This window comes from Syntrophorhabdales bacterium (genome assembly GCA_035541455.1).
Taxonomy (GTDB): Bacteria; Desulfobacterota; Syntrophorhabdia; order Syntrophorhabdales; family WCHB1-27; genus JADGQN01.
The window spans coordinates 37625-58988 of the sequence record DATKNH010000027.1 but is presented as its reverse complement, the minus strand read 5'-3'; the positions used below and the strand labels follow the sequence as shown (position 1 = coordinate 58988).

The 21364-nt window shown below is 52.9% G+C and carries 25 protein-coding genes and 1 tRNA gene; 19 read left to right on the top strand and 7 right to left on the bottom strand.

Annotation, left to right across the window (positions count from 1 at the left end):
• A partial coding sequence (locus tag VMT71_03450) for a hypothetical protein (protein ID HVN23000.1) occupies positions 1 to 191 on the bottom strand: 191 nt, incomplete at its 3' end.
• A 142-nt stretch (positions 192 to 333) separates the two neighbouring features.
• Here VMT71_03450 and VMT71_03445 point away from each other — a divergent pair.
• Positions 334 to 1242, top strand: a complete 909-nt coding sequence (locus tag VMT71_03445; protein HVN22999.1) for a cysteine synthase family protein — start codon at positions 334 to 336, stop codon at positions 1240 to 1242.
• A 209-nt stretch (positions 1243 to 1451) separates the two neighbouring features.
• Here VMT71_03445 and VMT71_03440 read toward each other — a convergent pair whose 3' ends face one another.
• Complete coding sequence (locus tag VMT71_03440) at positions 1452 to 1634, bottom strand: hypothetical protein (GenBank protein ID HVN22998.1); 183 nt, start codon at positions 1632 to 1634, stop codon at positions 1452 to 1454.
• Between the two features lie 363 nt (positions 1635 to 1997).
• A complete protein-coding gene (gene thrC / locus VMT71_03435) occupies positions 1998 to 3458 on the bottom strand; it encodes a threonine synthase (GenBank protein ID HVN22997.1) in 1461 nt (486 codons plus the stop codon).
• Positions 3459 to 3617: 159 nt separating this feature from the next.
• Between thrC and VMT71_03430 the strand changes: the two genes are divergently transcribed.
• From VMT71_03430 to VMT71_03415, 4 genes are all read left to right on the top strand, one after another.
• Positions 3618 to 3691 (top strand) — tRNA-Gln (locus VMT71_03430).
• Between the two features lie 233 nt (positions 3692 to 3924).
• Positions 3925 to 4635 (top strand): PAS domain S-box protein, encoded by a 711-nt coding sequence (locus tag VMT71_03425; GenBank protein ID HVN22996.1) that lies wholly within the window; start codon positions 3925 to 3927, stop codon positions 4633 to 4635.
• On the top strand, positions 4575 to 5621 hold the full coding sequence (locus VMT71_03420; GenBank protein HVN22995.1) for an ATP-binding protein: 1047 nt from the start codon (positions 4575 to 4577) through the stop codon (positions 5619 to 5621). Before VMT71_03425 ends, VMT71_03420 begins: the two co-directional genes overlap by 61 nt.
• A 166-nt stretch (positions 5622 to 5787) precedes the next feature.
• Positions 5788 to 6213 (top strand): PAS domain-containing protein, encoded by a 426-nt coding sequence (locus tag VMT71_03415; protein HVN22994.1) that lies wholly within the window; start codon positions 5788 to 5790, stop codon positions 6211 to 6213.
• Positions 6214 to 6244: 31 nt separating this feature from the next.
• On the opposite strand, the gene VMT71_03410 is transcribed toward VMT71_03415, so the two are convergent.
• On the bottom strand, positions 6245 to 7933 hold the full coding sequence (locus VMT71_03410) for a glutamine--tRNA ligase/YqeY domain fusion protein (GenBank protein ID HVN22993.1): 1689 nt from the start codon (positions 7931 to 7933) through the stop codon (positions 6245 to 6247).
• Between the two features lie 349 nt (positions 7934 to 8282).
• On the opposite strand from VMT71_03410, the gene tig reads away from it, so the two are divergent.
• The 14 genes from tig (at position 8283) to larC (ending at position 18723) form a co-directional block, all read left to right on the top strand.
• Positions 8283 to 9557, top strand: a complete 1275-nt coding sequence (tig, locus tag VMT71_03405; GenBank protein HVN22992.1) for a trigger factor — start codon at positions 8283 to 8285, stop codon at positions 9555 to 9557.
• Positions 9554 to 10138: an ATP-dependent Clp endopeptidase proteolytic subunit ClpP gene (gene clpP / locus VMT71_03400; protein ID HVN22991.1), complete on the top strand. Its 585-nt coding sequence runs from the start codon at positions 9554 to 9556 to the stop codon at positions 10136 to 10138. Before tig ends, clpP begins: the two co-directional genes overlap by 4 nt.
• Positions 10135 to 11394, top strand: coding sequence for an ATP-dependent Clp protease ATP-binding subunit ClpX (clpX, locus tag VMT71_03395; GenBank protein HVN22990.1), 1260 nt, complete (start codon positions 10135 to 10137; stop codon positions 11392 to 11394). The genes clpP and clpX overlap by 4 nt, the downstream gene beginning before the upstream one ends.
• Before the next feature lie 253 nt (positions 11395 to 11647).
• On the top strand, positions 11648 to 12979 hold the full coding sequence (gene ffh, locus VMT71_03390) for a signal recognition particle protein (protein HVN22989.1): 1332 nt from the start codon (positions 11648 to 11650) through the stop codon (positions 12977 to 12979).
• A gap of 11 nt (positions 12980 to 12990) precedes the next feature.
• Positions 12991 to 13248, top strand: coding sequence for a 30S ribosomal protein S16 (gene rpsP, locus VMT71_03385; protein ID HVN22988.1), 258 nt, complete (start codon positions 12991 to 12993; stop codon positions 13246 to 13248).
• 20 nt (positions 13249 to 13268) lie between these two features.
• A complete protein-coding gene (locus tag VMT71_03380) occupies positions 13269 to 13499 on the top strand; it encodes a KH domain-containing protein (GenBank protein HVN22987.1) in 231 nt (76 codons plus the stop codon).
• Complete coding sequence (rimM, locus tag VMT71_03375) at positions 13499 to 13996, top strand: ribosome maturation factor RimM (protein HVN22986.1); 498 nt, start codon at positions 13499 to 13501, stop codon at positions 13994 to 13996. The genes VMT71_03380 and rimM overlap by 1 nt, the downstream gene beginning before the upstream one ends.
• Positions 13993 to 14727 carry a tRNA (guanosine(37)-N1)-methyltransferase TrmD gene (gene trmD, locus VMT71_03370; GenBank protein ID HVN22985.1) on the top strand — a complete coding sequence of 245 codons (735 nt, stop codon included), beginning with the start codon at positions 13993 to 13995 and terminating at the stop codon, positions 14725 to 14727. Before rimM ends, trmD begins: the two co-directional genes overlap by 4 nt.
• Positions 14728 to 14849: 122 nt before the next feature.
• Positions 14850 to 15401 (top strand): RNA methyltransferase, encoded by a 552-nt coding sequence (locus tag VMT71_03365; protein ID HVN22984.1) that lies wholly within the window; start codon positions 14850 to 14852, stop codon positions 15399 to 15401.
• 56 nt (positions 15402 to 15457) lie between these two features.
• A complete protein-coding gene (rplS, locus tag VMT71_03360) occupies positions 15458 to 15805 on the top strand; it encodes a 50S ribosomal protein L19 (GenBank protein HVN22983.1) in 348 nt (115 codons plus the stop codon).
• On the top strand, positions 15805 to 16413 hold the full coding sequence (locus VMT71_03355; protein ID HVN22982.1) for a ribonuclease HII: 609 nt from the start codon (positions 15805 to 15807) through the stop codon (positions 16411 to 16413). Before rplS ends, VMT71_03355 begins: the two co-directional genes overlap by 1 nt.
• A 72-nt stretch (positions 16414 to 16485) precedes the next feature.
• On the top strand, positions 16486 to 16845 hold the full coding sequence (locus VMT71_03350; protein HVN22981.1) for a YraN family protein: 360 nt from the start codon (positions 16486 to 16488) through the stop codon (positions 16843 to 16845).
• A gap of 1 nt (position 16846) precedes the next feature.
• Positions 16847 to 17575, top strand: coding sequence for a nickel pincer cofactor biosynthesis protein LarB (gene larB, locus VMT71_03345; GenBank protein HVN22980.1), 729 nt, complete (start codon positions 16847 to 16849; stop codon positions 17573 to 17575).
• Complete coding sequence (larC, locus tag VMT71_03340; protein ID HVN22979.1) at positions 17572 to 18723, top strand: nickel pincer cofactor biosynthesis protein LarC; 1152 nt, start codon at positions 17572 to 17574, stop codon at positions 18721 to 18723. The genes larB and larC overlap by 4 nt, the downstream gene beginning before the upstream one ends.
• Here larC and VMT71_03335 read toward each other — a convergent pair.
• The 3 genes from VMT71_03335 to ricT are packed head-to-tail and all read right to left on the bottom strand — an operon-like array spanning position 18703 to position 21356.
• A complete protein-coding gene (locus VMT71_03335; protein ID HVN22978.1) occupies positions 18703 to 18990 on the bottom strand; it encodes a DUF721 domain-containing protein in 288 nt (95 codons plus the stop codon). The two genes, larC and VMT71_03335, sit on opposite strands and share 21 nt — an antisense overlap.
• 25 nt (positions 18991 to 19015) lie before the next feature.
• Positions 19016 to 20545: a methionine--tRNA ligase gene (gene metG, locus VMT71_03330; GenBank protein HVN22977.1), complete on the bottom strand. Its 1530-nt coding sequence runs from the start codon at positions 20543 to 20545 to the stop codon at positions 19016 to 19018.
• Positions 20546 to 20555: 10 nt separating this feature from the next.
• Complete coding sequence (ricT, locus tag VMT71_03325) at positions 20556 to 21356, bottom strand: regulatory iron-sulfur-containing complex subunit RicT (GenBank protein ID HVN22976.1); 801 nt, start codon at positions 21354 to 21356, stop codon at positions 20556 to 20558.
• Positions 21357 to 21364 lie beyond the last annotated feature (8 nt).

The following is a 21364-nucleotide window of genomic DNA, read 5'->3' as shown; positions in this document are numbered from 1 at the left end:
CTCTGTGTGGGAGAATCAGACAGAACATAGCCCGACTCTTCTTCCAATTTTTGCAGTTTGCGGTAGAGCCTGTCATACTCATCATCCCCGATTACCGGTGAGTCGAGGACATAATAGCGGTAGCTGTGGTAATTGAGTTCCTTGACGAGATTTTCGATCTCTTTTCTGGTATGTTCTGAGGTTTCCCGCATAGGAGTGCTCCCGACAGGCTACTCAAGAATATATCTTCCCGACAGATTCTTCAACAATAGCAGTTGGGTATGGCTTGAGGGAATGGCTCATTTTTGCTATCCTATCTGAAGGCCTGAGAGTGTATGCGGCCGGAGGCGTGAAATGTCCTTATTATCGGCGATAGGCAACACCCCTCTTATTGAGCTTCCTAACGTGAGCCCTAATTCGGGTGTGAGAATCTTTGGCAAGTTGGAAGGATGTAACCCGGGCGGTTCAGTCAAGGACCGTCCAGCATACTACATGATTAAAAAGGCGGAAGAAGCGGGGGAACTCACCCACGATAAAATAATTCTGGAGCCTACCTCGGGCAACACGGGCATAGCGCTCGCAATGATAGCAGCGGCTAAAGGATACCGGGTAAGGCTTTTCATGCCGGAATGTGTGAGCAGCGAGAGAAGGCTTATTCTGGAGGCGCTGGGTGCGGATGTTACCATGACCCCCGCAAAAGAGGGCACCGACGGCGCGATACGAAGAGCCCACGTGCTTTTTGAGACTGAGCCTGAAAAGTATTTTATGCCCAACCAGTACGACAATCAGAGTAATGTGCTGGCGCACTATGAGACCACGGGGCCTGAAATAGAGCGGCAGACGGGCGGAGAGGTGGATGCTGTCGTCGCGGGCATGGGCACGGGGGGAACGCTTATGGGCCTGGCGAAATACTTCAGGGAAAAAAAGCCAAAGGTCAAGATCATCGGTGTCGAGCCTACGCTTGGTCATACCATCCAGGGGTTGAAAAACATGCACGAATCGATTGTGCCAAAAATTTACCGCGAAGAATTCCTGGATGAGAAAATAGTGATCGAGGATGGCGAGGCATTTGAGAGAACAAGACTCCTCGCCCAAAAAGAAGGAGTCTTTGTGGGCATGTCAAGCGGTGCTGCTATGGCTGGTGCTCTGCTGGCCGCCGGCAGCATGAGCCATGCAAATATAGTAGTGATCCTTCCTGACCGGGGCGACCGCTACCTGAGTGTCACCCAATTCAGATCAATCTGCGCCAAATGCCCACCGTGATGGTGGCATAAGGTATAAGGTGAAGGGGGCTCTTGGCGTCGCCCGAAGGCCCCCTCCTTTCCTCAGGCTGCGGGTGTGCCACCGAATCATCGCTGTCCCGACAGCCACTCCATACGTTGTTTCCCGGCCTTGCTTACTTCTTTTTCGCAGGAGCTTTTTTCTTCGCCGGAGCTTTTTTCTTTGCGGGCATCATCCATCCCCCCTTTCCTTTAGAGTGTTTGCTCCCTGTCATCCAGCTCTATCCTTCCCTTGCGTATGAGCAATCTCAGGAATGTAGAGACATTCATCCCGAGACCGGAAGCCCTCTTCTCTACCATCTCGTATTCTGTTCTGCTGAGACGGACTACCACGGGGACCGATTTCTTATCCTTATCTGCCTTTCTCTTTCTCATTCGCCTATCACTATTAATATACTATTAATCGATTAATTCTGCCTTGTCAACAAAAAAATAAAAAAACTTTATGGCTGTTAGTCGCTTAGAACAGAGATCGATATCAAATGTATTACATTTTGCTGTTGCGTGCCTTCTGTCAGTAAGCCGAACGCCTCACAGCCGGAACGCTTTGCCTTCAGGGACGACGAGTGCATATTCTCTTCTGTAAGAAGGTTGATAAGAGGTGTCAGGTGTCCGCGTTACTGTTGCAGGTTATAGGCTTCGAGATGTATTCGCGGTACTGCGTGGAGATGCTCCTCAGGAGAGCAAAGCTATCGGCTTCTTGTAACCTGTAGCGCGGAACTCGGAACGTGTAATTGGTCAGGACTTTCCGCTGAATATTTCCCGGATGAGTCTCTTTGCTTCTTTAACCTGTGCGCGGCTCAGCTTGAGGCCTTCGGCTGTGCTCTCGGCGGCCGCACTGATCGAGTAAATGTGTTCCTTCATTGCAGCCTGTTTTTTCATGCCCGGGGGAAGATCGGGTGTGATGCCGATAGCCTGCTGCACATCTTCTGGAAACTTGCCCGGATCTGCAGTCTCGTAGATCACACTGAGCTGGTCGTGGCAGCCTGCGAGGTAAATCTCCAGTGTTTTCCATCCGACTGCACCATGAGGGTCGAGCACGATCCCGAACGAGGCGTAGACCTCTCGCATGGTCTGATAATGCTGAGGGTTGTTTATGCCGATGGAAAAGATGTCCCGCCCCATAGCCTCGATATCGGGTAATTTCCCAACAACACCGGCCTTCACCACATTACCGGTGGCGGAATCTCTCTCGTCGTACATGTGGCCGCCATAAAAATCGAAGAGCCTTGCGAGATTGCTCGGATGCGAAACGATCATCGCCGACGAAGGTGACTTCACCGACGGCCGCACCGTATAGACACCCTTCTCCAGGAACTCAGGGAATTCTGTGTTCTCGTTGACACCCGCGAGAATGCGGGACACGGGAAGCCCCATACCTTTCGCGAAGACAGTCCCCATCATATCACCGAAATTTCCTGAGGGGATGCTCGCAAGCATCGGCTCCGGATAGTCGGCGACCCTCGAGTATGCATAAAAGGGGTAGACCGCCTGAGGCAGCAGCCTTCCCACGCTGATGGAATTCGCGGACGTGAAACGTTCACGATCTTCGAAAATCTCAGCGGCGAAGGCTTTGTCTCCGAGGAGGTTTTTGGCAAGCGCCTGGCACACGTCGAAATCTCCCTGCACCTCAAACGCGTAAATGTTCCCCCCCAGTGTTGTCATCTGCCTTCGCTGGCCTTCGCTGATCGAGCCTTTTGGGAAGAAGACGATATTGTCCACGCTGCCAAGCCCGTGGAGCGCGTCAGCAACAGCGCCGCCCGTATCTCCGCTGGTTGCCACCACCACACTCCTCTTCAACCCCCTCTTTCCGAGGAAATAATTGAGGGCTCTCGCAAAAAAACGGGCTGCGTAATCTTTGAAAGAGTAGGTAGGCCCTTTAGTCAACCACATGATGTGGGTCCTGCCCGTCACGTGCTGGATTTCCGTGGGTATCTTGTCCGCACGGTACGCGTCCTCAAGAAGGGCCCGAAGCGCATCGGCCGGAATCTCAGAGGCAAGATACGGCGAGAGTACCTGCAGGGCAATCTCGGCATACGTCCTGCCTTTCATGGCCGCTATTTCAGATCCCGCGAGCACAGGGATATTCTCGCGTGCTACGGTGTAGAGGCCGTAGTCAGGAGCCAAGCCGCGCAGCAGGGCAGTCTCAAAGTTCACCTGGTCTTGGGGATCGTTTGTACTTTTGTAGAGTATCGCCATCGCAGTCGTCTGACTGAGCTTGAATGTTCGGAGAATTAGGATACCCGATCCCTGGCGCTTAATCAAATCGCCTCGCTGCTTTTATTTGACTTATATCCCTGATTTTGGTAAAAATCCTCTTGCCGGGTATTACTTCAAATCCCACGATTTCGTAAACCTTGGGGGATCGTTCAACGGCAGGACAACGGACTCTGACTCCGTGAATTAAGGTTCAAATCCTTATCCCCCAGCCATTGTATAGAGCACGGGGCCTCTGCAAAGAGGCCCTTTTGTTTTAAGGGAGTCAGAGTCAGGCCGCACCGCCGGCCGAGAGGGGGAGGCTCCGCGGGCTGTGCTCGGGGAGGGGCGGCGCCGCACAGCCGCAGTCCGGTCGGCGGTAGACAAAGCGCAGTTAGCGCATTACAGTTAGCATATTACGGTAGGTAACCTGGGCCGACGCCTTCCTCTTCAGCACAAGCAGGGACGCATGACCAAGAGAAGCAGAACGCAGATGGATGAGCTACGAAAAAAAGCAGAAGAAACGCTTGAGCAGTCGTTGTCTTACCCCCGGGAGCACGACCCGGACAAGCTGGCCCACGAACTCTCCGTGCATCAGATCGAACTGGAGATGCAGAACGAAGAGTTGCGCAAGAGCCAGATCGAACTCGAGGCATCGAGGGAGAAATACTTCGATTTGTATGATCTTGCGCCGGTCGCCTATGTGACCATCGATGAGAACGGGCTGATAACAGAGGCGAACCTGACCTCCTTCTCCCTGCTTGGGGTTGAGCGACGTCATCTCATCGGCCGTCCCTTGTCTGCCTTTATAGACCAGGCTTATCAGGACGCCTTCTACCGCCACAGGCGCCACGTGCTCATGGCAGGGAACAAACGGACCTGCGAGCTCGTGCTGAGAAGGAAAGACGGTACACTCTTCCCCGCAGAACTACAGAGCGTCGCCCTGGTTTCCGGTGAGCGCCCCGTGATGCGTTCGGTGGTGATCGACCTCACGGAGCGCAAGCGCTCTGAAGAGCGGCTCCAGGAGGCCCAGAGAATGGCGGCTATCGGCACCCTCGCCGGGGCGGTATCGCCCACGACTTCAATAACATACTTGCGGCTATTATCGGCTTCACCGAGATGGTGCTCGACGAAGTCGCCGACAACGCACATGTTCAGCACAAGATGGAACAGGTACTGAAGGCAGGTCTTCGCGGCAGAGACCTGATCAAACAGATTCTCGCCTTCAGCCGCAAAAGCGAAAAAAAACGGAAAAGGATCAGTCTGGCCCACCTCGTTAAGGAGACCCACGCGCTGCTCAGGGCGTCACTCCCCGCCACAATCAGGATGCCTCTTGTCATCACCACGAGCGACGACTATGTCCTTGCAGACTCCACACAGCTGCAGCAGGTCCTCATGAACCTTGCCACAAACGCGTCCGATGCCATGCGGGATGACGGAGGCGAGCTCTTGATAGGGCTCTCCTCCGCTACCTTCGCTCAAGACAGTACCCCTCCTGACCCTGACATGGCGCCCGGCGCCTACGTGAAGCTGACCGTGAAGGACACGGGTGCCGGTATGGCCGAAGATGTGCGGCAGAGGATATTCGAACCCTTCTTCACCACTAAGGAGAGGGGTAAAGGAACCGGCATGGGCCTTGCCGTGGTCTACGGGGTGGTCAAGAGCCATAAGGGCGGTATCACGGTGCAGAGCGCACAAGGACAGGGCTCCACCTTCGAGGTATTCCTGCCCCAAGCCAAAAGGATGGAAGCAAAGCAGGAAGAGACGCGGGTCTCAGGGCTGCCCACCGGCATGGAGCGGATACTCTTTGTCGATGATGAGGAGCTGCTCGTGGAGATGGCACGGGATACGCTTGAGTACCTCGGGTATCACGTGACGGCCACTCCAAGCGTTGCGGAGGCTTGGAATCTCTTTCTTGAAGACCCCTACAGGTTTGATCTCGTTATCACGGATCAGACCATGCCCGACCTCACCGGGATAAGCCTTGCGCAGAAGATGCTCAAGGTACGCAAGACGATCCCTATCATCCTCTGCACCGGGCACAGTGAGACAGTATCGGCGGAAAAAGCAAGAGAAGTCGGTGTCCGCGCCTTCGTGATGAAACCAACAACAAAGAAAGAACTGGCAGAAACCATACGGCGGGTCCTGGGTGCCCGGACGGGCTGACGGCCCAATTCACCAGCGCCTCTTCTTGCCTTACAACAGGTGAAGGCACGCCGGCCTCTCTGTCGCGAGAAGACAAAGGCCGTTTGGGTGTCTGCGCGGATGGTTTACGTGGCGGTCGTTTTTTTGCCATATCCACCTCCTCTCCTTGGAGATCGGCTGATTCGACGTGGGCCGGCCCATCGTTCATATCGTCTCAAACCTCCAGTACGAGGGCCTTGTCAAGGATGCCCAGGAGGTGCTCCAGACGCTCACTTCCAAAGAGGTGCAGCTCCAGACCAGGGAGGGAAACCGGTACGTAATGCGCATCCTGCCCTACCGGACCGTGGACAACGTGATCGACGGCGTTGTCGTCACCTTTATCGACATCAATGCCCTGAGGCGCCCCGCAGAACTGCTCAATAAGGAGCTCGTGGGAGCCCAGACCGCAATCGATGCACGCCTCATCGGCCAGGCAATGCGGGAGCCGGTGCTGATGCTGAACGCAGAAAAAAGGGTCATCGGCGCAAGCCTCAGGAAGCTCCTCTACGAGGCCCTGCCGCAACAGAACGAACGCGGTCACAATTCCCCCAGCCACGTATGCAGTGTGATGTGAGTACCATAGGCTTGCCCGTGGAATCTATTTCCTACCCTTGCGCCGCGATCTTACCCCACGAGTCACGCAGTGCTACGATGCGATTGAACACCAGTTTGTCGGGTTTGGAGTCTTTCAGGTCGGAGCAGAAATAGCCCAGGCGTTCAAACTGGTAGCCGCTGCCCGGCTGCGCCGATGCGAGGCTCGGCTCCAGCCGGCACTGCACAAGTGTTTCAAGGGATGCCGGATTCAAGAGACTGGTAAAATCATCAGAACCGCTTGCAGGGTCCGCCACCCGGAAGAGCCTGTCGTACAGCCTCACCTCCGCAGGGATCGCGTGTGCAGCGGAAACCCAGTGAACGACACCCTCTACTTTGCGGCCGTCGGCAGGAGGGCCGTTGCGCGTAGAGGGATCGTAGGAGCAGTGCACCTCGAGAACGTCACCTGTGGTCTCGTTCTTTGTGACGCTCTCACATTTTATGACGTACGCGTTGCGGAGCCTCACTTCACGGCCCGGCGCGAGACGCTTGTATTTCTTCGGCGGGTTCTCGCTGAAATCCTCCTGTTCGATGTAGAGGATCCTTGAGAATGGCACTTTGCGGTTACCCATCGAAGGGTTCTGCGGATGATTGGCAGATTCAAACTCTTCCACCTGGCCCTCCGGGTAATTGTCGAGCACAACCCGAAGGGGCTTTAAAACAGCCATAGCCCGTGGTGCCCGCTCGTTCAGGTGATCACGCACGCATGCCTCAAGAAGCGTGATGTCAACGAGATTGTCATTCTTGGCCACGCCTATCTTTGCACAGAAGTCTCTGATCGCCTCAGGCGGATACCCGCGCCGCCTCATGCCGGCGACCGTGGGCATGCGGGGATCGTCCCAGCCGCTAACGTAGTTCTGCTCAACAAGCTGGATTAGTCTGCGCTTGCTCAAGATCGTATAACTCAGATTCAACCGGGCGAATTCGATCTGGCGCGGGCGATCCCCTTCAATGAGCTCATTCACGAACCAGTCATACAAGGGTCGATTATTTTCGAACTCCAGCGTGCAGATGGAGTGCGTGATATTTTCTACGGAATCAGAGAGGCAGTGGGCAAAGTCATACATCGGGTAAATCACCCAGTTGGTGCCGGTACGATAATGAGGTGCGCGTTTTATGCGGTAAATGACAGGGTCCCGCATGACAACGTTGGGAGAGGCCATGTCGATTTTCGCCCGGAGCACATACCTTCCGTCCTCGAATTCACCTGCCCGCATCCGGGCGAACAGGTCAAGGTTCTCCTCGGCGGAGCGGTTGCGATCGGGGCTTTCCTTTCCGGGCGCAGTCAGGGTGCCGCGGTATTCCCTGATCTCGTCGGCGCTGAGACCATCGACGTACGCCTTGCCTGACTTGATAAGCTGGACAGCGAATTGATAAAGCTGCTCAAAGTAATCGGACGCATAAAACAGCCGGTCCGCCCAGTCAAACCCCAGCCAGTGAACATCGTTGATGATTGACTCGACGTATTCCAGCGACTCACCCGCAGGATCGGTATCATCCATACGCAGGTTGCAGGTACCCCTGTATTGCGCTGCGATACCGAAATTGAGACATACGGACTTGGCATGGCCTATGTGAAGATAGCCATTCGGTTCGGGTGGAAAACGCGTGGCAACGCGTCCTCCGCGCTTGCCTTGTTTGAGTTCGTCATCGATGATCTCACGTATGAAATCGGTCTGTGGAGAAACATCCGTTGGCGTCATATCTCACATTTCATGCCTATTCCGTGGTCTTCACCGTGCTGGAACGGCAAGCCTTTTCCTAACTTATTACCATACATAGGGGCTGCTTTCAAGGCTGACGCCCACCGCCGGACAGGCCCCTCTAGCGACTATCCGGGACGTATTGTGAAACGTCAAGCGCACGATCGTACCGGTAGCCATCACCAGTCGGAGCATCCGAAGCTGATACCCCGCAACCTCTTGATAAGTTGCGTAGTTACAGGTATACTACTGTTTTCAAGGAACAGCAGAGGCCGGGCTGACAGGTTTCACGTCGTAGTGCAACCCCAAAGATGCGTATCTACTGTTTGTGTTATCCCCGGAGGCGTGTATGAAGGTTCAGGTTGAGAATGTTGACCGTGTCAGAAGAAAGATCGAAGTGATCCTCGATGAGGAGAACGTGCGCGAATTGGAAAACAGCATCTATGAGGACCTGAGAAAGAAAGCAAGGATAAAAGGGTTTCGGCCGGGCAAGGTCCCCCGGTCAGTATTGTCTACCTACTATAAAGATGTCCTGGATGACGAACTGAAGAGAAAGATCGCGGAGGACACGATTGCCGCTGCGCTTTCGGAGGCGAACGTTGATCCGGTAAGCGAACCTTCGATCACGTTCTATGATGAGAAGGATACATATGGCTACACCATGGAATGCGAAGTGGCTCCGGATTTCGAGTTGCCCCAGTACAAGGGCCTGGAAGTTGAAGTAGAACCGCTAAAGATAAGTTCCGAAGATGTCGATAACAGGTTAGATGCATTAAAACAGATGCACGCCGAAGTCGCGACGAAAGAGAGCGGCGACGCCGATAAGGGGGATTTCGTCGTAATAAAATATGAAGGCTTCGTTGACGGCAAGCCTCTCAAGGATGCCAAAAGCGACGCCTACCCCCTCGATCTTGGTTCGAGTACGCTTGCGCCTGAATTTGAAAGCGCGATCATCGGCATGAAAGTCGGCGAGGAGAAAGAGGTAGAGATAGCCTTCGCAGCCGACTATCCCGATAAGGAGGTCGCGTCAAAGAAAGCGACATTCAAGGTGCTTCTGAAAGAAGTAAAGCAGAAAAGACTGCCTGAAATTAATGATGAGTTCGCGAAGGATCTTGGCTTTGAGAACATGGATCGTTTAAGACAGAGCGTCTCTGCTGAGTTGCAAAAGGAGAAGGAGAACGAGAGAAGAAACAAGATTTCTGACAAGATTCTCGACCAACTGCTTGCCAAGGCCGATATCCCTGTGCCCGGCCGCCTCCTTGAAAAACGGCTGACGGCCATGGTGCAGGAAGCAAAATCACGCATGAAAGCGAACAGGCTCGGCGCTGAAGAGGAGCGGAATATCGACATCCTCCTTCGCAAAGAGCTCGAGCCGCAGGCGGAGAAGGGAATCAGGGCCGGCATGCTGTTCGGCCGCATAGCAAAAGAAGAGACCATACAGGTTGAAGATAGTGATGTGGAGGAGCGCATTAAAAAGATTGCAGAAGACACAAAGAGAGGCTATGATTATATAAAAGATCTTTACGAAAAACATAACCTGCTTGATAACCTCAGGTCGAGCCTGATGGAAGAAAAGACAATGGATCTTCTTATAGGCAGCGCACAGTTGAAGGAGACAGTATGAGTCTGGTGCCGATTGTAATTGAGAAAGACGGCAGAGGGGAGCGCGCGTACGACATATACTCCCGGCTGCTGAAAGATCGGATCGTCTTTTTGGGCACCGGCATTGACGACGTTGTCGCCAACCTCATCATCGCCCAACTCCTTTTCTTAGAATCTGAGGACCCTGCAAAAGATATTCATTTCTACATTAACTCACCCGGGGGTTTGATCACGAGCGGTCTGGCCATCTACGACACGATGCAATACGTCAAGTGCCCGGTCTCAACCATATGCATCGGACAGGCAGCCAGCATGGGAGCGGTGCTGCTCGCCGGCGGGTCCAAAGGGAAGAGGTATGGTCTGCCGCACGCCCGGGTACTTATTCACCAGCCACTCGGGGGTGTCCAAGGACAGGCGACCGACATAGATATCCAGGCTAGAGAGATATTGCGGATGAGAGAAGAGATCAACAAGATTTTTACGACTCATACGGGCCAGCCCATGGAAAAGATCCAGCAGGATACGGAAAGAGACTTTTTTATGACCGCTGCGCAGGCTCTCGAATACAACATCATAGATCAGATTATGGAGAAGAGAACATGACAATGATGAAGAAGACCAATGGAAGGACTATGAAGCTTCATTGTTCTTTCTGCGGGAAGAGCCAGGATGAAGTGAAGAAGCTGATCGCGGGACCCATGGTCTATATTTGCGACGAGTGCATCGAGCTTTGCAATGAGATCATCCAGGAAGAAGCAAAGAGGGAGCGGTTTGAATTCATCAAGACTTCGATCCCCAAGCCACATGAGATAAGAAGGATTCTCGATGAATATGTGATCGGTCAGGATTTTGCGAAGAAGGTACTCTCGGTTGCAGTGTACAACCATTACAAGAGAATAGAGGCGAAGGTCAACTTCGACGACGTAGAAATACAGAAAAGTAATATTCTGCTTGTGGGCCCGACCGGCTCAGGAAAAACATTGCTCGCGCAGACGCTGGCTAAGATACTTCACGTGCCCTTCACGATTGCGGATGCGACAACCCTCACCGAGGCTGGTTACGTCGGTGAAGATGTGGAAAACATTATTCTTAACCTGCTTCAGGCTGCGGACTACAACATAGAGAGGGCTGAGAAGGGTATAGTCTACATAGACGAAATCGACAAAATATCGAGAAAGACGGACAGCCCTTCCATCACGCGTGATGTGTCAGGCGAAGGCGTGCAGCAGGCTCTGCTCAAAATCATAGAAGGCACTATAGCCAACGTACCGCCGAAGGGCGGGAGGAAGCACCCGCAGCAGGATTACATCAAGGTGGACACGACCAACATTCTCTTCATCTGCGGCGGTGCATTTCACGGCCTGGAGACCATCATCAGCAACAGGATCGGCAAGAAAGGTATAGGTTTCGGCGTTGATGTAGAGGGCGGGAGAGACAAACAGTACAGCGAGCTCATACGAGATGTTCAGCCTGAAGATCTATTGAAATATGGCCTTATTCCGGAGTTTATCGGAAGGCTGCCCATCATCGCCACCCTCGAGGAGCTGGACGAAGACGTTCTGGTGGAGATTCTCAAGAAACCGAGAAATGCCATTTCCAAACAGTATAAGAAACTTTTTGAGCTTGAGAACGTGAAGCTTACCTTCACCGAGGGCGCGCTCCGGGGCATAGCCAAGGATGCGATCAAGAAAAAGACGGGCGCCCGGGGACTTCGCTCCATCATGGAAAAAGTCATGCTCGATGTGATGTACGAGCTTCCTTCCATTTCCAATGTGAAGGAATGCGTGGTGAGTGAAGAAGTTATTCTGAATCAAGAAAAGCCCATTCTCATCTACGAGGAAGAAGCCGAGATCGCCTGATATCGGTTCATATTTCCGCGTATGCCTTCGTTGTCGCTGCGTCGCGCTCGTCGGCGTACTTTTTGTACGCCTGCCTCGGTTCCTCGCTGCCGCTTCGGTCTTCACGCAAGTATGAACCGATATAGGTCCTCCTTTTGAGCTAAGTAGTAAAGGTGCGTTGTTTTATTACACGTACAGAAAGTGATTTCCACTGCAAGCCGGTCGGTCCCTTCCCCGTTGACTAATCGAGGAATATCGGTTATTTTATAAAATTATGTTTGAGAAACTCCAGGAACGGCTCGATTCCATATTTAAGAAAGTCAAGGGCTACGGGAAGCTCACGGATAAGAATATCAACGACTCGCTGCGTGAGGTGCGCGTCGCGCTCCTGGAAGCAGATGTCAACTACAAAGTGGCGAAAGATTTCCTGGAGAAAGTTAAGGAAAAGGCTCTGGGTGAAGAGGTCCTCACGAGCATAACACCCGGGCAGGTCTTTGTGAAGATTGTGCATGACGAGCTCTGCGATTTGCTCGGCGCGACCAACAAGCCTTTGGAGATTTCAGGATCATCCCCGGTGCCCATACTCCTCGCGGGGCTGCAGGGTTCCGGCAAGACCACGACCGCTGGCAAACTGGCCGTCTATCTCAGAAAGAAAGGCAGAAAGCCCCTTCTAGTGCCGACGGACGTTTACAGGCCTGCCGCAATAGACCAGCTCCTGAAGATCGGCAAGCAGATCGGCGTAGAGGCGTTCCCTCCGGTAGAGAAGGAACCGATCCGTATCTGCGAGGAAGCCCGGGCGTATGCCATGAAGAAGGGCTGTGACACACTTCTCGTAGACACCGCCGGAAGGCTCCACGTTGATGAGGATATGGTCGTCGAGTTGATTCGGCAGAAGGAGGTCCTCAAATCAAGGGAAGTACTGCTCGTGCTCGACGCGATGACAGGCCAGGACGCGGTGAGTGTTGCGAAAACATTCGATGAGCGTCTCGGCGTCACCGGCTTTATCCTCACCAAGCTCGATGGTGACGCGCGCGGGGGTGCTGCTCTCTCCATCAGGGCGGTAACGGGTAAACCGATTAAGTTCATAGGTATCGGGGAGAAGCTGGACGCGCTCGAGGTTTTTCATCCGGAGAGGATGGCCTCCAGGATCCTGGGCATGGGTGACGTGGTCTCTCTCGTTGAGAAGGCCCAGGAACTTTATGACGAGAAAGAGGCAAAGGCACTTGAAAAGAAGATCCGGAAGGATGAATTTACTCTAGAAGACTTTAGGGATCAGTTGAAGCAGATAAAGAAGCTGGGCAGCGTGGAGTCCCTTCTCGGCATGATACCCGGCCTTTCCAAGTTTAAGGGGGCTATAGATTTTACCCAGGCGGAGAAGGAGATGAAGAAAACCGAGGCGATTATCAATTCGATGACCCCCAGGGAAAGATTACTGCCTCATCTTCTCGACGGTTCCAGGAGAGAACGCATCGCAAAGGGAAGCGGGACTCGCGTTCAGGATATCAATGAACTGCTCAGGCGTTATATGGAAACAAGAAAGATGATAAAGAAGTTCTCAAAAGGCGGCGGACCGAAAGGGCTCCCAAAGCAATTCATGTTCAGATAAGGAGGTGGCGCTTGGCTGTAAAATTCAGGTTATCGAGGTACGGGACGAAGAAGAAACCCTTTTATCGGATTGTGGTGGCGGATGAGAGGTTTCCCAGGGACGGAAGGTTTATCGAGCGAGTGGGATCGTATGACACATTAAAAGACCCGGTCGCGATCGTGCTCAACAAGGAAAGGATCAAGACCTGGTACGAAAAAGGTGTGAGGCCTACCAAAACGGTTGAGGATATATTCAGAAAAGAGGGGATCCTGAAGGAGCTGAGACAATAATGCTTGGAGGTGGGGCCGTGTTGAAGGAGCTGATCGAGTACATAGCGAAGGCTTTGGTGGATAATCCTGATCAGGTTAGGGTTTCCGAGATAGAAGGGGAGAAGACGTCAGTGATCGAGCTCAACGTCTCGAAGGAAGATTTGGGCAAGGTCATCGGGAAACAGGGAAGGACCGCGAGAGCGATGAGAACCATCCTCAGCGCGGCGTCGACCAAGGTGAGAAAGAGAGCGGTGCTCGAGATAATAGAGTAATGCGTTTCATTTCGGTGGGGCGGGTACTTTCCGCCCATGGCGTACGAGGGGGGGTACGATTCCGGTACTACAATGAGTCTGAATCAAATTTGTGCGGGTATTCAGCGCTCTTTGCAGATCGTGACGGAAAGAAGATTGAGCTAACACCATCTAGAGTGCAGCCGCGATCCGGCTATTTCGTGATACAATTTGCGGAGGTTGAGACGCCTGAGTCAGCCTCCTTTCTTATTGGCAAGGAACTCTTCGTGAGAGAAGAAGACCTGCCGCGATTGGATGAGGGCGAGTATTACGATTATCAGCTTGTAGGTCTCAAGGTGTTTAACGAACAGAATGAGCCTGTCGGCAGGGTGACGGAGATTGTCCACACGAAGGCAAATGACATCATGGTGATCGAAGGCAAAAAAGAGATACTCGTCCCGATGCACGAGGAGTTCATCCTTGGCATCGATATCGATAAGGCTTCTGTCAGAATAGCCGAAGGTGCCCTTGTTGAATGATTTTCACTCTGCTCACTCTATTCCCTTCTATATTCGAGTCGCCTCTCAACGAGAGTCTTCTTAGAAAGGCCCGGGATAAGGGGCTTCTCAGTTTTAACATCGTCAACATAAGAGATTTTGCGGATGACATCCACAGGACCTGTGACGACGCACCATATGGCGGAGGCGCCGGCATGGTCATGAAAGCGGAGCCTATATATCGGGCCATGGAGCATGTGAACAGGCACTTCGGAAAACCTCGCTATCTTCTTCTGACGCCTCACGGCAGGACGTTCACGCAGAAGACTGCAGCCAATCTTGCCCTCCGGCCCCACATAGGGCTCGTATGCGGACGCTACGAAGGGATCGATGAAAGGGTTCACTCTCTGGTTGATGACGAGTTGTCGATAGGAGATTACGTGCTGTCCGGAGGTGAGGCAGCAGCCCTTGTCGTGATTGACGCTGTGGCGAGGCTTGTCCCCGGTGTGATGGGGAACGAGACATCTGCTGTTGATGAGAGTTTCGGGGAGCCTCTCCTCGAATACCCTCAGTACACAAGACCTCAGGCCTTCATGGGGATGGAGGTGCCGGCCGTACTGCTGTCTGGCAATCATGAGGAGATACGCCGCTGGCGACGGAAGGAGTCTATCCGGCGGACTATACTGAGCCGCCCTGATCTTCTCGAAACCTTTGAGCCGAGCGATGAGGACAGGCGGCTGATACGGGAAATTATGGAGGAGCTGGCCGAATAAAATTCTAAATTCGAAATCCTAAATCCTAAACAATCGCCAAAGCTCCAATTCTCAAAAAAGAGAATAGCACCAGCGGGTTAGGGTCTCCAAGATTGTTTGGAAATTGGAATTTGTTTCATACCATGGGTTCTGTCTATCTCGCCATCATCCACTACCCTGTTCTGGACAAGCACGGAAATACTGTTGCGACAAGCCTGACAAACCTTGAACTGCACGATGTCGCAAGAAGTTGTATGACATTCGGTGCGGAGTTATGCTATATTGTTACTCCTTTGCAAAAGCAGGCCTCGATAGCTGAGCGCCTGATTGCGCATTGGACATCAGGCTACGGTGCCCGCTACAACCCTGACAGGGCTCGTGCCCTGACAAAAATCCGGGTGGTCGGGGATATAGAGCAATTGATGCAGGAAATCGGGGCGAATGGAAGCCCCGTTGTTGTTGGTACGTCGTCGAAGCAGAGTTCGAATACGGTCACGTACGACGAACTGAAAACCTGGATCAGGAGAGACGACAGGCCTCTGCTTTTGGTTTTCGGTACCGGTTGGGGTTTACCTCCTGCAGTAACCGGGCGATGCGCGAGAATGCTTCTGCCCGTGAAAGGTAACGGCGAGTATAACCACCTGTCGCTCAGGGTGGCTATAGGTATTATTCTTGATAGACTGTTGGGGCAGTAACCCTCGCAAGCGAGTACGGCTCGCGAGAGGGTGGGGCCTAATGATGGGAGGACGCCATGAATGAGATGATAGACCTGCTCGAGAAGGAGCACATGAGACTCGACCTGCCCAGGGTCGACGTGGGTGATACAGTCAGAGTGCATACGAAGATCCATGAAGGGGACAAAGAAAGAATACAGGTGTTTGAAGGCGTTGTTATAGGGCAGCGCGGCGGCAACACACGCGCCACCTTTACTGTGAGGAAAGTGTCTTACGGTGTTGGTGTTGAGAAAACCTTTCCTGTGCATTCTCCCCTCATCGAGACCATTGAACTCCTCAGCAAGGCGAAAGTAAGAAGGGCCAAACTCTACTACCTGAGAAAACTCAAAGGAAAGGCAGCAAAGCTTAAAGAAAAAAGGGCTTGATGAACTGCCGGCTCACCGGGATTGTGGCTGGTCTGGACGAAGCCGGACGTGGGCCGCTGGCCGGCCCGGTGGTGTCGTCCTGCGTTGCCTGGCAAGGTCTGCCCGCGCAGAGAGCGCCGGTCAATGATTCAAAGCTGCTGACCGAACAGCAGCGCAAGAGCTTTTCTGCGTGGATCCGGTCGAATGCTTACCGGGTTGGCGTTGGAGTAGCAACGCCGCGGGAGATCGAGAAGCTCAATATTCACAATGCTACATTGCTCTCAATGAAGCGGGCGGTCAAAGCAGCCGGAACGCCCGTTGATCTGCTTCTTATAGATGGACTTTTCGGTATTCCCCCTTACAGCAAATGCAGGACTCTCATTAAAGGCGACAGGAAGTGTTTTTTTATTGCCTGCGCGTCCATCGTCGCGAAAGTGGCGAGAGATGACATGATGGAAGAATATGACAACCTCTATCCGCAGTACCTCTTCAAGAAGCATAAAGGTTACGCGACGGAAGAGCACAGGGAGGCGATTCGTACTCACGGTTTTTGCCCGATCCACCGAAAAACGTTTTGGGGTGTGAAAGAACTGGTCTATCAGGAGCAGGACGAAGATAGACTTTTCTGATAGAGACGCACTCGTGCAACATTGCATTTGAAACAGAGTCGGGGATAACGACGGTCAACCCGGACGCACACGATGAATAAGAGAGAAGTGGGTGCCATAGGTGAGGAAACCGCAATCAAGGCACTGAAAAAGCGAGGCTACAAGATCCTGGAAAGGAACCACACGACCAGGTTCGGAGAGATAGACATAATAGCGGAGGAAGGCGGATACCTTGTCTTCGTAGAAGTGAAGAAAAGGAACACGGATCAGTTCGGGGACGCACTCTCGGCGGTTACGAGAGTGAAGCAGCAGCACATGGTGAAATCGGCGCTCTGGTATATGAAGAAACACAAGTGCTTTGACAGACACGTCCGGTTTGACGCCGTGGGTCTTGACGGCGAGCAGGTAAAAATCGTGAAGAGTGCTTTCATGGTGGAAGATGACAGAAGGTAAATTGAGAAAGCTGCTGAACGGGGTCAGAAAGGGTACGGTCGCACTGGATGTCGCAGTGGAACAACTCAAGGAACTGCCGTTCCAGGATCTGGTCCACACGAAGATCGATCATCACCGCACGCTGCGCAAAGGTATGGAAGAGGTGCTCTTCGGGGAGGGAAAAAGCCTTCAGCACATGGCAGAAACTATACGTTCCATGAGAAAGAAAGGGTCGGATATCCTGGTGACCAGGATAGCGAAAGACGTGGGATCGAAACTGAAGAAGCTCTTTCCGGAGGGCATGTACAACGAAGCCGGCAAATGTTTTGTGATCAAGAAAGGTCGTGCGGTCAAGGGCAAGGGCATGATTTTGATCATATCGGCAGGTACGAGCGATATTCCGGTCGCAGAAGAGGCCTATGCCACATGCACCTTTTTCGGGAATGAGGCTGAGAAGCTCTATGACGTGGGTGTTGCAGGAATTCACCGCCTTTTTCAGAGTATGCCGCTTCTCCGTAAGGCGCGCGTGGTCATCGTTGCCGCCGGTATGGAAGGAGCACTGCCATCGATCGTGGCAGGGATTGTAGGCGCACCCGTAATAGCGATTCCCACAAGCATCGGTTACGGGGCCAGCTTCGGCGGGCTTTCCGCGCTTCTCACGATGCTCAACTCGTGTTCGACCGTGGCCACCTTCAATATCGATAACGGCTTTGGCGCGGCTTACTTTGCGACCCTGATCAACCGACTATGACGCTTCTCTACATTGATCCTGTTTTCGGTATAAGCGGAGATATGACCATCAGCGCATTTCTCGATGCGGGATGCCCGTTTGACGCACTCACCGAGGTTCTCGAGCAGCTCCCTGTTACACTGCCATCCCTCACTCCCGAAAAAAAGAAGCACGGCGTGATCGAGGGGACCTATCTGAAGATGGGTAAGAGTGATGTACATCTCTCCATCCGGCAGATGGAGGAGATGATACTGGGATTGAAGGTTGAAGATCGCGTCCGGGAGGATGCTCGCGCTATTCTGGCTATACTTGTCAATGCAGAGGCAAAAGTACATGGGGTAGAGCCGGAGAAGGTGCACTTCCATGAGCTGGCCCACGTGGATACGCTGATCGATATTCTCTGCACGGCTAAGGCCATGTCCCACTTCAGCGTTGATGAGGTTCACTGCGGGCCGATTCCTCAGGGGAGAGGCTTTGTACGGACCTCGCACGGTCTTTTGCCCAATCCGCCTCCGGTTACGGTGGAGATTCTCTCAGGCATGCCGCTTGTCTTTTTTGACAACGAGCTGGAGCTGACGACTCCCACAGGGGCTGCGATAGTCAAGCACTACGTGAAGAATCCTGCAGCACGCCCGCCTTTCTCGCTGCGAGCGAGCGGCGTCGGTTTCGGTACGTACCAGACAGACACCCCGAACGTGGTCAGGATCTTTATCGGGGAGGCGGAGAGGTCTGAGCTCCACGAAGAGGTGTGGGTGATCGAAACGGATGTGGATGATGCCGAAATGGAGTACATGGGGGCAGTGGCTGAAAGAATAAAGATTGCCGGAGCGCTTGATGTGCTCTATTATCCGGTGCACATGAAGAAGGGCAGGGTAGGCCTCAGACTCGCAGTGATAGCGAACGCAGCGAGCAAAGATGCGGTGATCGAGAGCGTACTCAAGGAGACCACGACCTTCGGCCTGCGCCTGCGCAAAGAGTTACGCCGCGTATTGCAGAGAAAAGAAAGAGTCTGTGACACATCGTTCGGCCCGGTAAAGGTCAAAGAAGGTTATGACCAGAAAGGCGCGCTTATCAAGAAACACATAGAGTTTGAAGATGTGAAGAAGATCGCTGATGAGCAGGGTGTGCCTTACCGGGTCGTGCTGGAATCACTTAAGAAAGAACTTTAGATCCCTGAATACTCCGGGCTTGATGCGCCTGTCTATCTTCCGCAGAATGTCCTGTTTCATATAGCGCAGCTGAGCAAGCCAGACCGGATCATCTACCTCTATGTAGAGTATGTCGTCGCGCAGCCGCGATGGCCGGCAATGGTTGGCCATAGTCGGTCCTGCGATCTCGGCCCACATGGGGAATATCTTGTACGCGTTGATATCGGAAGCGAGCTTGCGCTCTTTGAGAACCGATTCGAGTACCTGTCTCAGCGAGGTAAAAGCCACGTGCTACCCCATTTGGAATGGAACATCACTTTTCTATTCTGGGAAAGAGCGGCGGAATCTTCTCAATAGTCGACAGGTCTCCGCCATCGTAGTAGAAATCCCGTTCCCGGCCCATGGAAGCGGCTTGTATAGGCGTCCCGAATCCTATGGCCTTCCAGATTGCGGCTGTTTTCTCAGGCATGAACGGATGGAGAAGAAGAGTTGCTATTCTGACCCCGTTCCAGATGTTGTAGAGCACGGTTGACAGCCTCGCCCTGTTCTCCTTCGCGAGTTTCCACGGTGCCTCTGTGTCCACGTATTTGTTGAGGAGCGAAACAACATCGAAAGCGGATGTCAGCGCCTTGTGGAAGCCGAAACTCTCCATGCCATTTTCATATTCGGCGACAGCATTCCGGATCTGGCCGACAAGATGTTCGTCGGTGCCGCCCACTTCACCGACCTTTTCCAGAACTCCGTTGGAGAACTTCGTAATCATTGTTACGCTTCGAGACACAAGATTTCCGAAATCATTCGCGAGGTCTCCGTTGATTCTGTGGACAATGGCTTCTCGCGAAAAATCTCCATCGAGACCGAAAGGGACCTCCCTGAAAAGAAAGAATCTGAATTCATCCACTCCGTAGATGGAAATGATTTCTGACGGCGAGACGACGTTACCCAGGGACTTTGACATCTTCTGCCCGTTCACCGTCCACCATCCATGCGCAAACACCCTCTTGGGAAGCTCCACACCGAGTGACATAAGAAAGGATGGCCAATAGACCGCATGGAACCTGAGTATATCTTTACCGATCAGGTGGGCGTCACAAGGCCAGAAGTTGTTCAAGAGCTGGTCGTCGGTGAGATAGCCGATGCCAGTCAGGTAATTGAGGAGAGCATCAAACCAGACGTAGATGACGTGTTTCGGATCGCCGGGCACGGGGACACCCCAGCTGAAACTGGTCCTGCTGATGGAGAGATCCCTCAGCCCTCCCTTCACGAAGCTGAGCACCTCGTTATAGCGCACGTCAGGCAGAACAAACTGTTTATGCTCCTCCAGGTAACGGAGCAAAGGCTCTGTGTATTTTGACATCCTGAAGAAGTACGTCTCTTCTTTGAGCCGTTCGAGCAGCCGGCCGCAATCAGGGCATTTGCCTTCCTGCTGCTGTAATTCCGTGAAGTAACTTTCGCAGGGCACGCAATACCAGTCCTCGTACTCACCCAGGTAGATATCTCCCTTCTCCTGGATCTTCTGGAAGAAATATTGAACAACCTTCCTGTGCCGCTCCTCTGTGGTCCTGACAAAGCCTGTGTTAGAAATGTTGAGCTGTTGCCAGAGGTCCGTGAATGTGTGGACCATCTCGTCTGCCAGTTCTTTCGGGTGCACCCGCTTTTCGGCCGCTGTCTTTTCCGCCTTCTGCCCGTGTTCATCCACGCCGGTCAAAAAGAAGACCTCATACCCGTTAAGCCTCTTGTACCTGGCTATGATATCGGCAGCGATGGTTGTGTACGCATGGCCGATGTGCGGCACGTCGTTGATGTAATAAATCGGCGTCGTGATGTAGTAGTGTTTTGCCACGTGTGTGCCTCTAGGTCTGACTTGTCGGTCCCTGTCCGTGGATGATATCCTTGACCGGAATTGTTGCCTCTTTCCCTTCGTCGAGCAGGACGGTTACCGTGGCAGTAAGGGCGTTATGCTTCAGCACCTTGCCCTCGCCCTGCGGCGTTTTGACGCGTTTTCCCACTTTCGGAAAATTCTTTTTCAGCTGGAGATACATATCATGCTCGTAAGAGAGGCAGCACATGAGCCTGCCGCATACCCCTGAAATCTTAGCCGGATTAAGCGCCAGGCTCTGCTCCTTCATCATCTTTATTGAGACTATCGAGAAGTTGTTCAGAAATCTCTTGCAGCAGACCACGTTGCCGCAGTTCCCCAGGCCGCCGATAATTTTTGCCTCGTCTCTGACACCTACCTGTCTCATCTCTATTCTAATCTTAAATTCCTTTGCAAGGTCTTTGACGAGATCTCTAAAATCAACTCTGTTTTCAGCGAAAAAGTAGAAGAGCAACTTTGACCCGCCAAAAGCGTACTCTGCCTGCAGCAGCTTCATAGGCAGGTTCATTTCTTCTATTTTCGCCCTGCAGACAGAAAAAGCCTGCGCCCCTTTTTCCCTGAGAGCAGCATAGGCCGCCAGTTCTTCAGGCGTCGCCCTTCGAAGTATCTTTTTCAGTCCTTCTTTTGCCGTGTCAGTCGGCTCTGTTGCGACAACGCCGAGCATCTCGCCTTTATCCAATTCGCAGACGATCTGATCGCCGAGTTTGATTTCATCCGTCACTTCCAACTCCAGAACACCTGTCAGCCTGTCAAACCTCACATAAGAGCTTTTCATACCAGTCC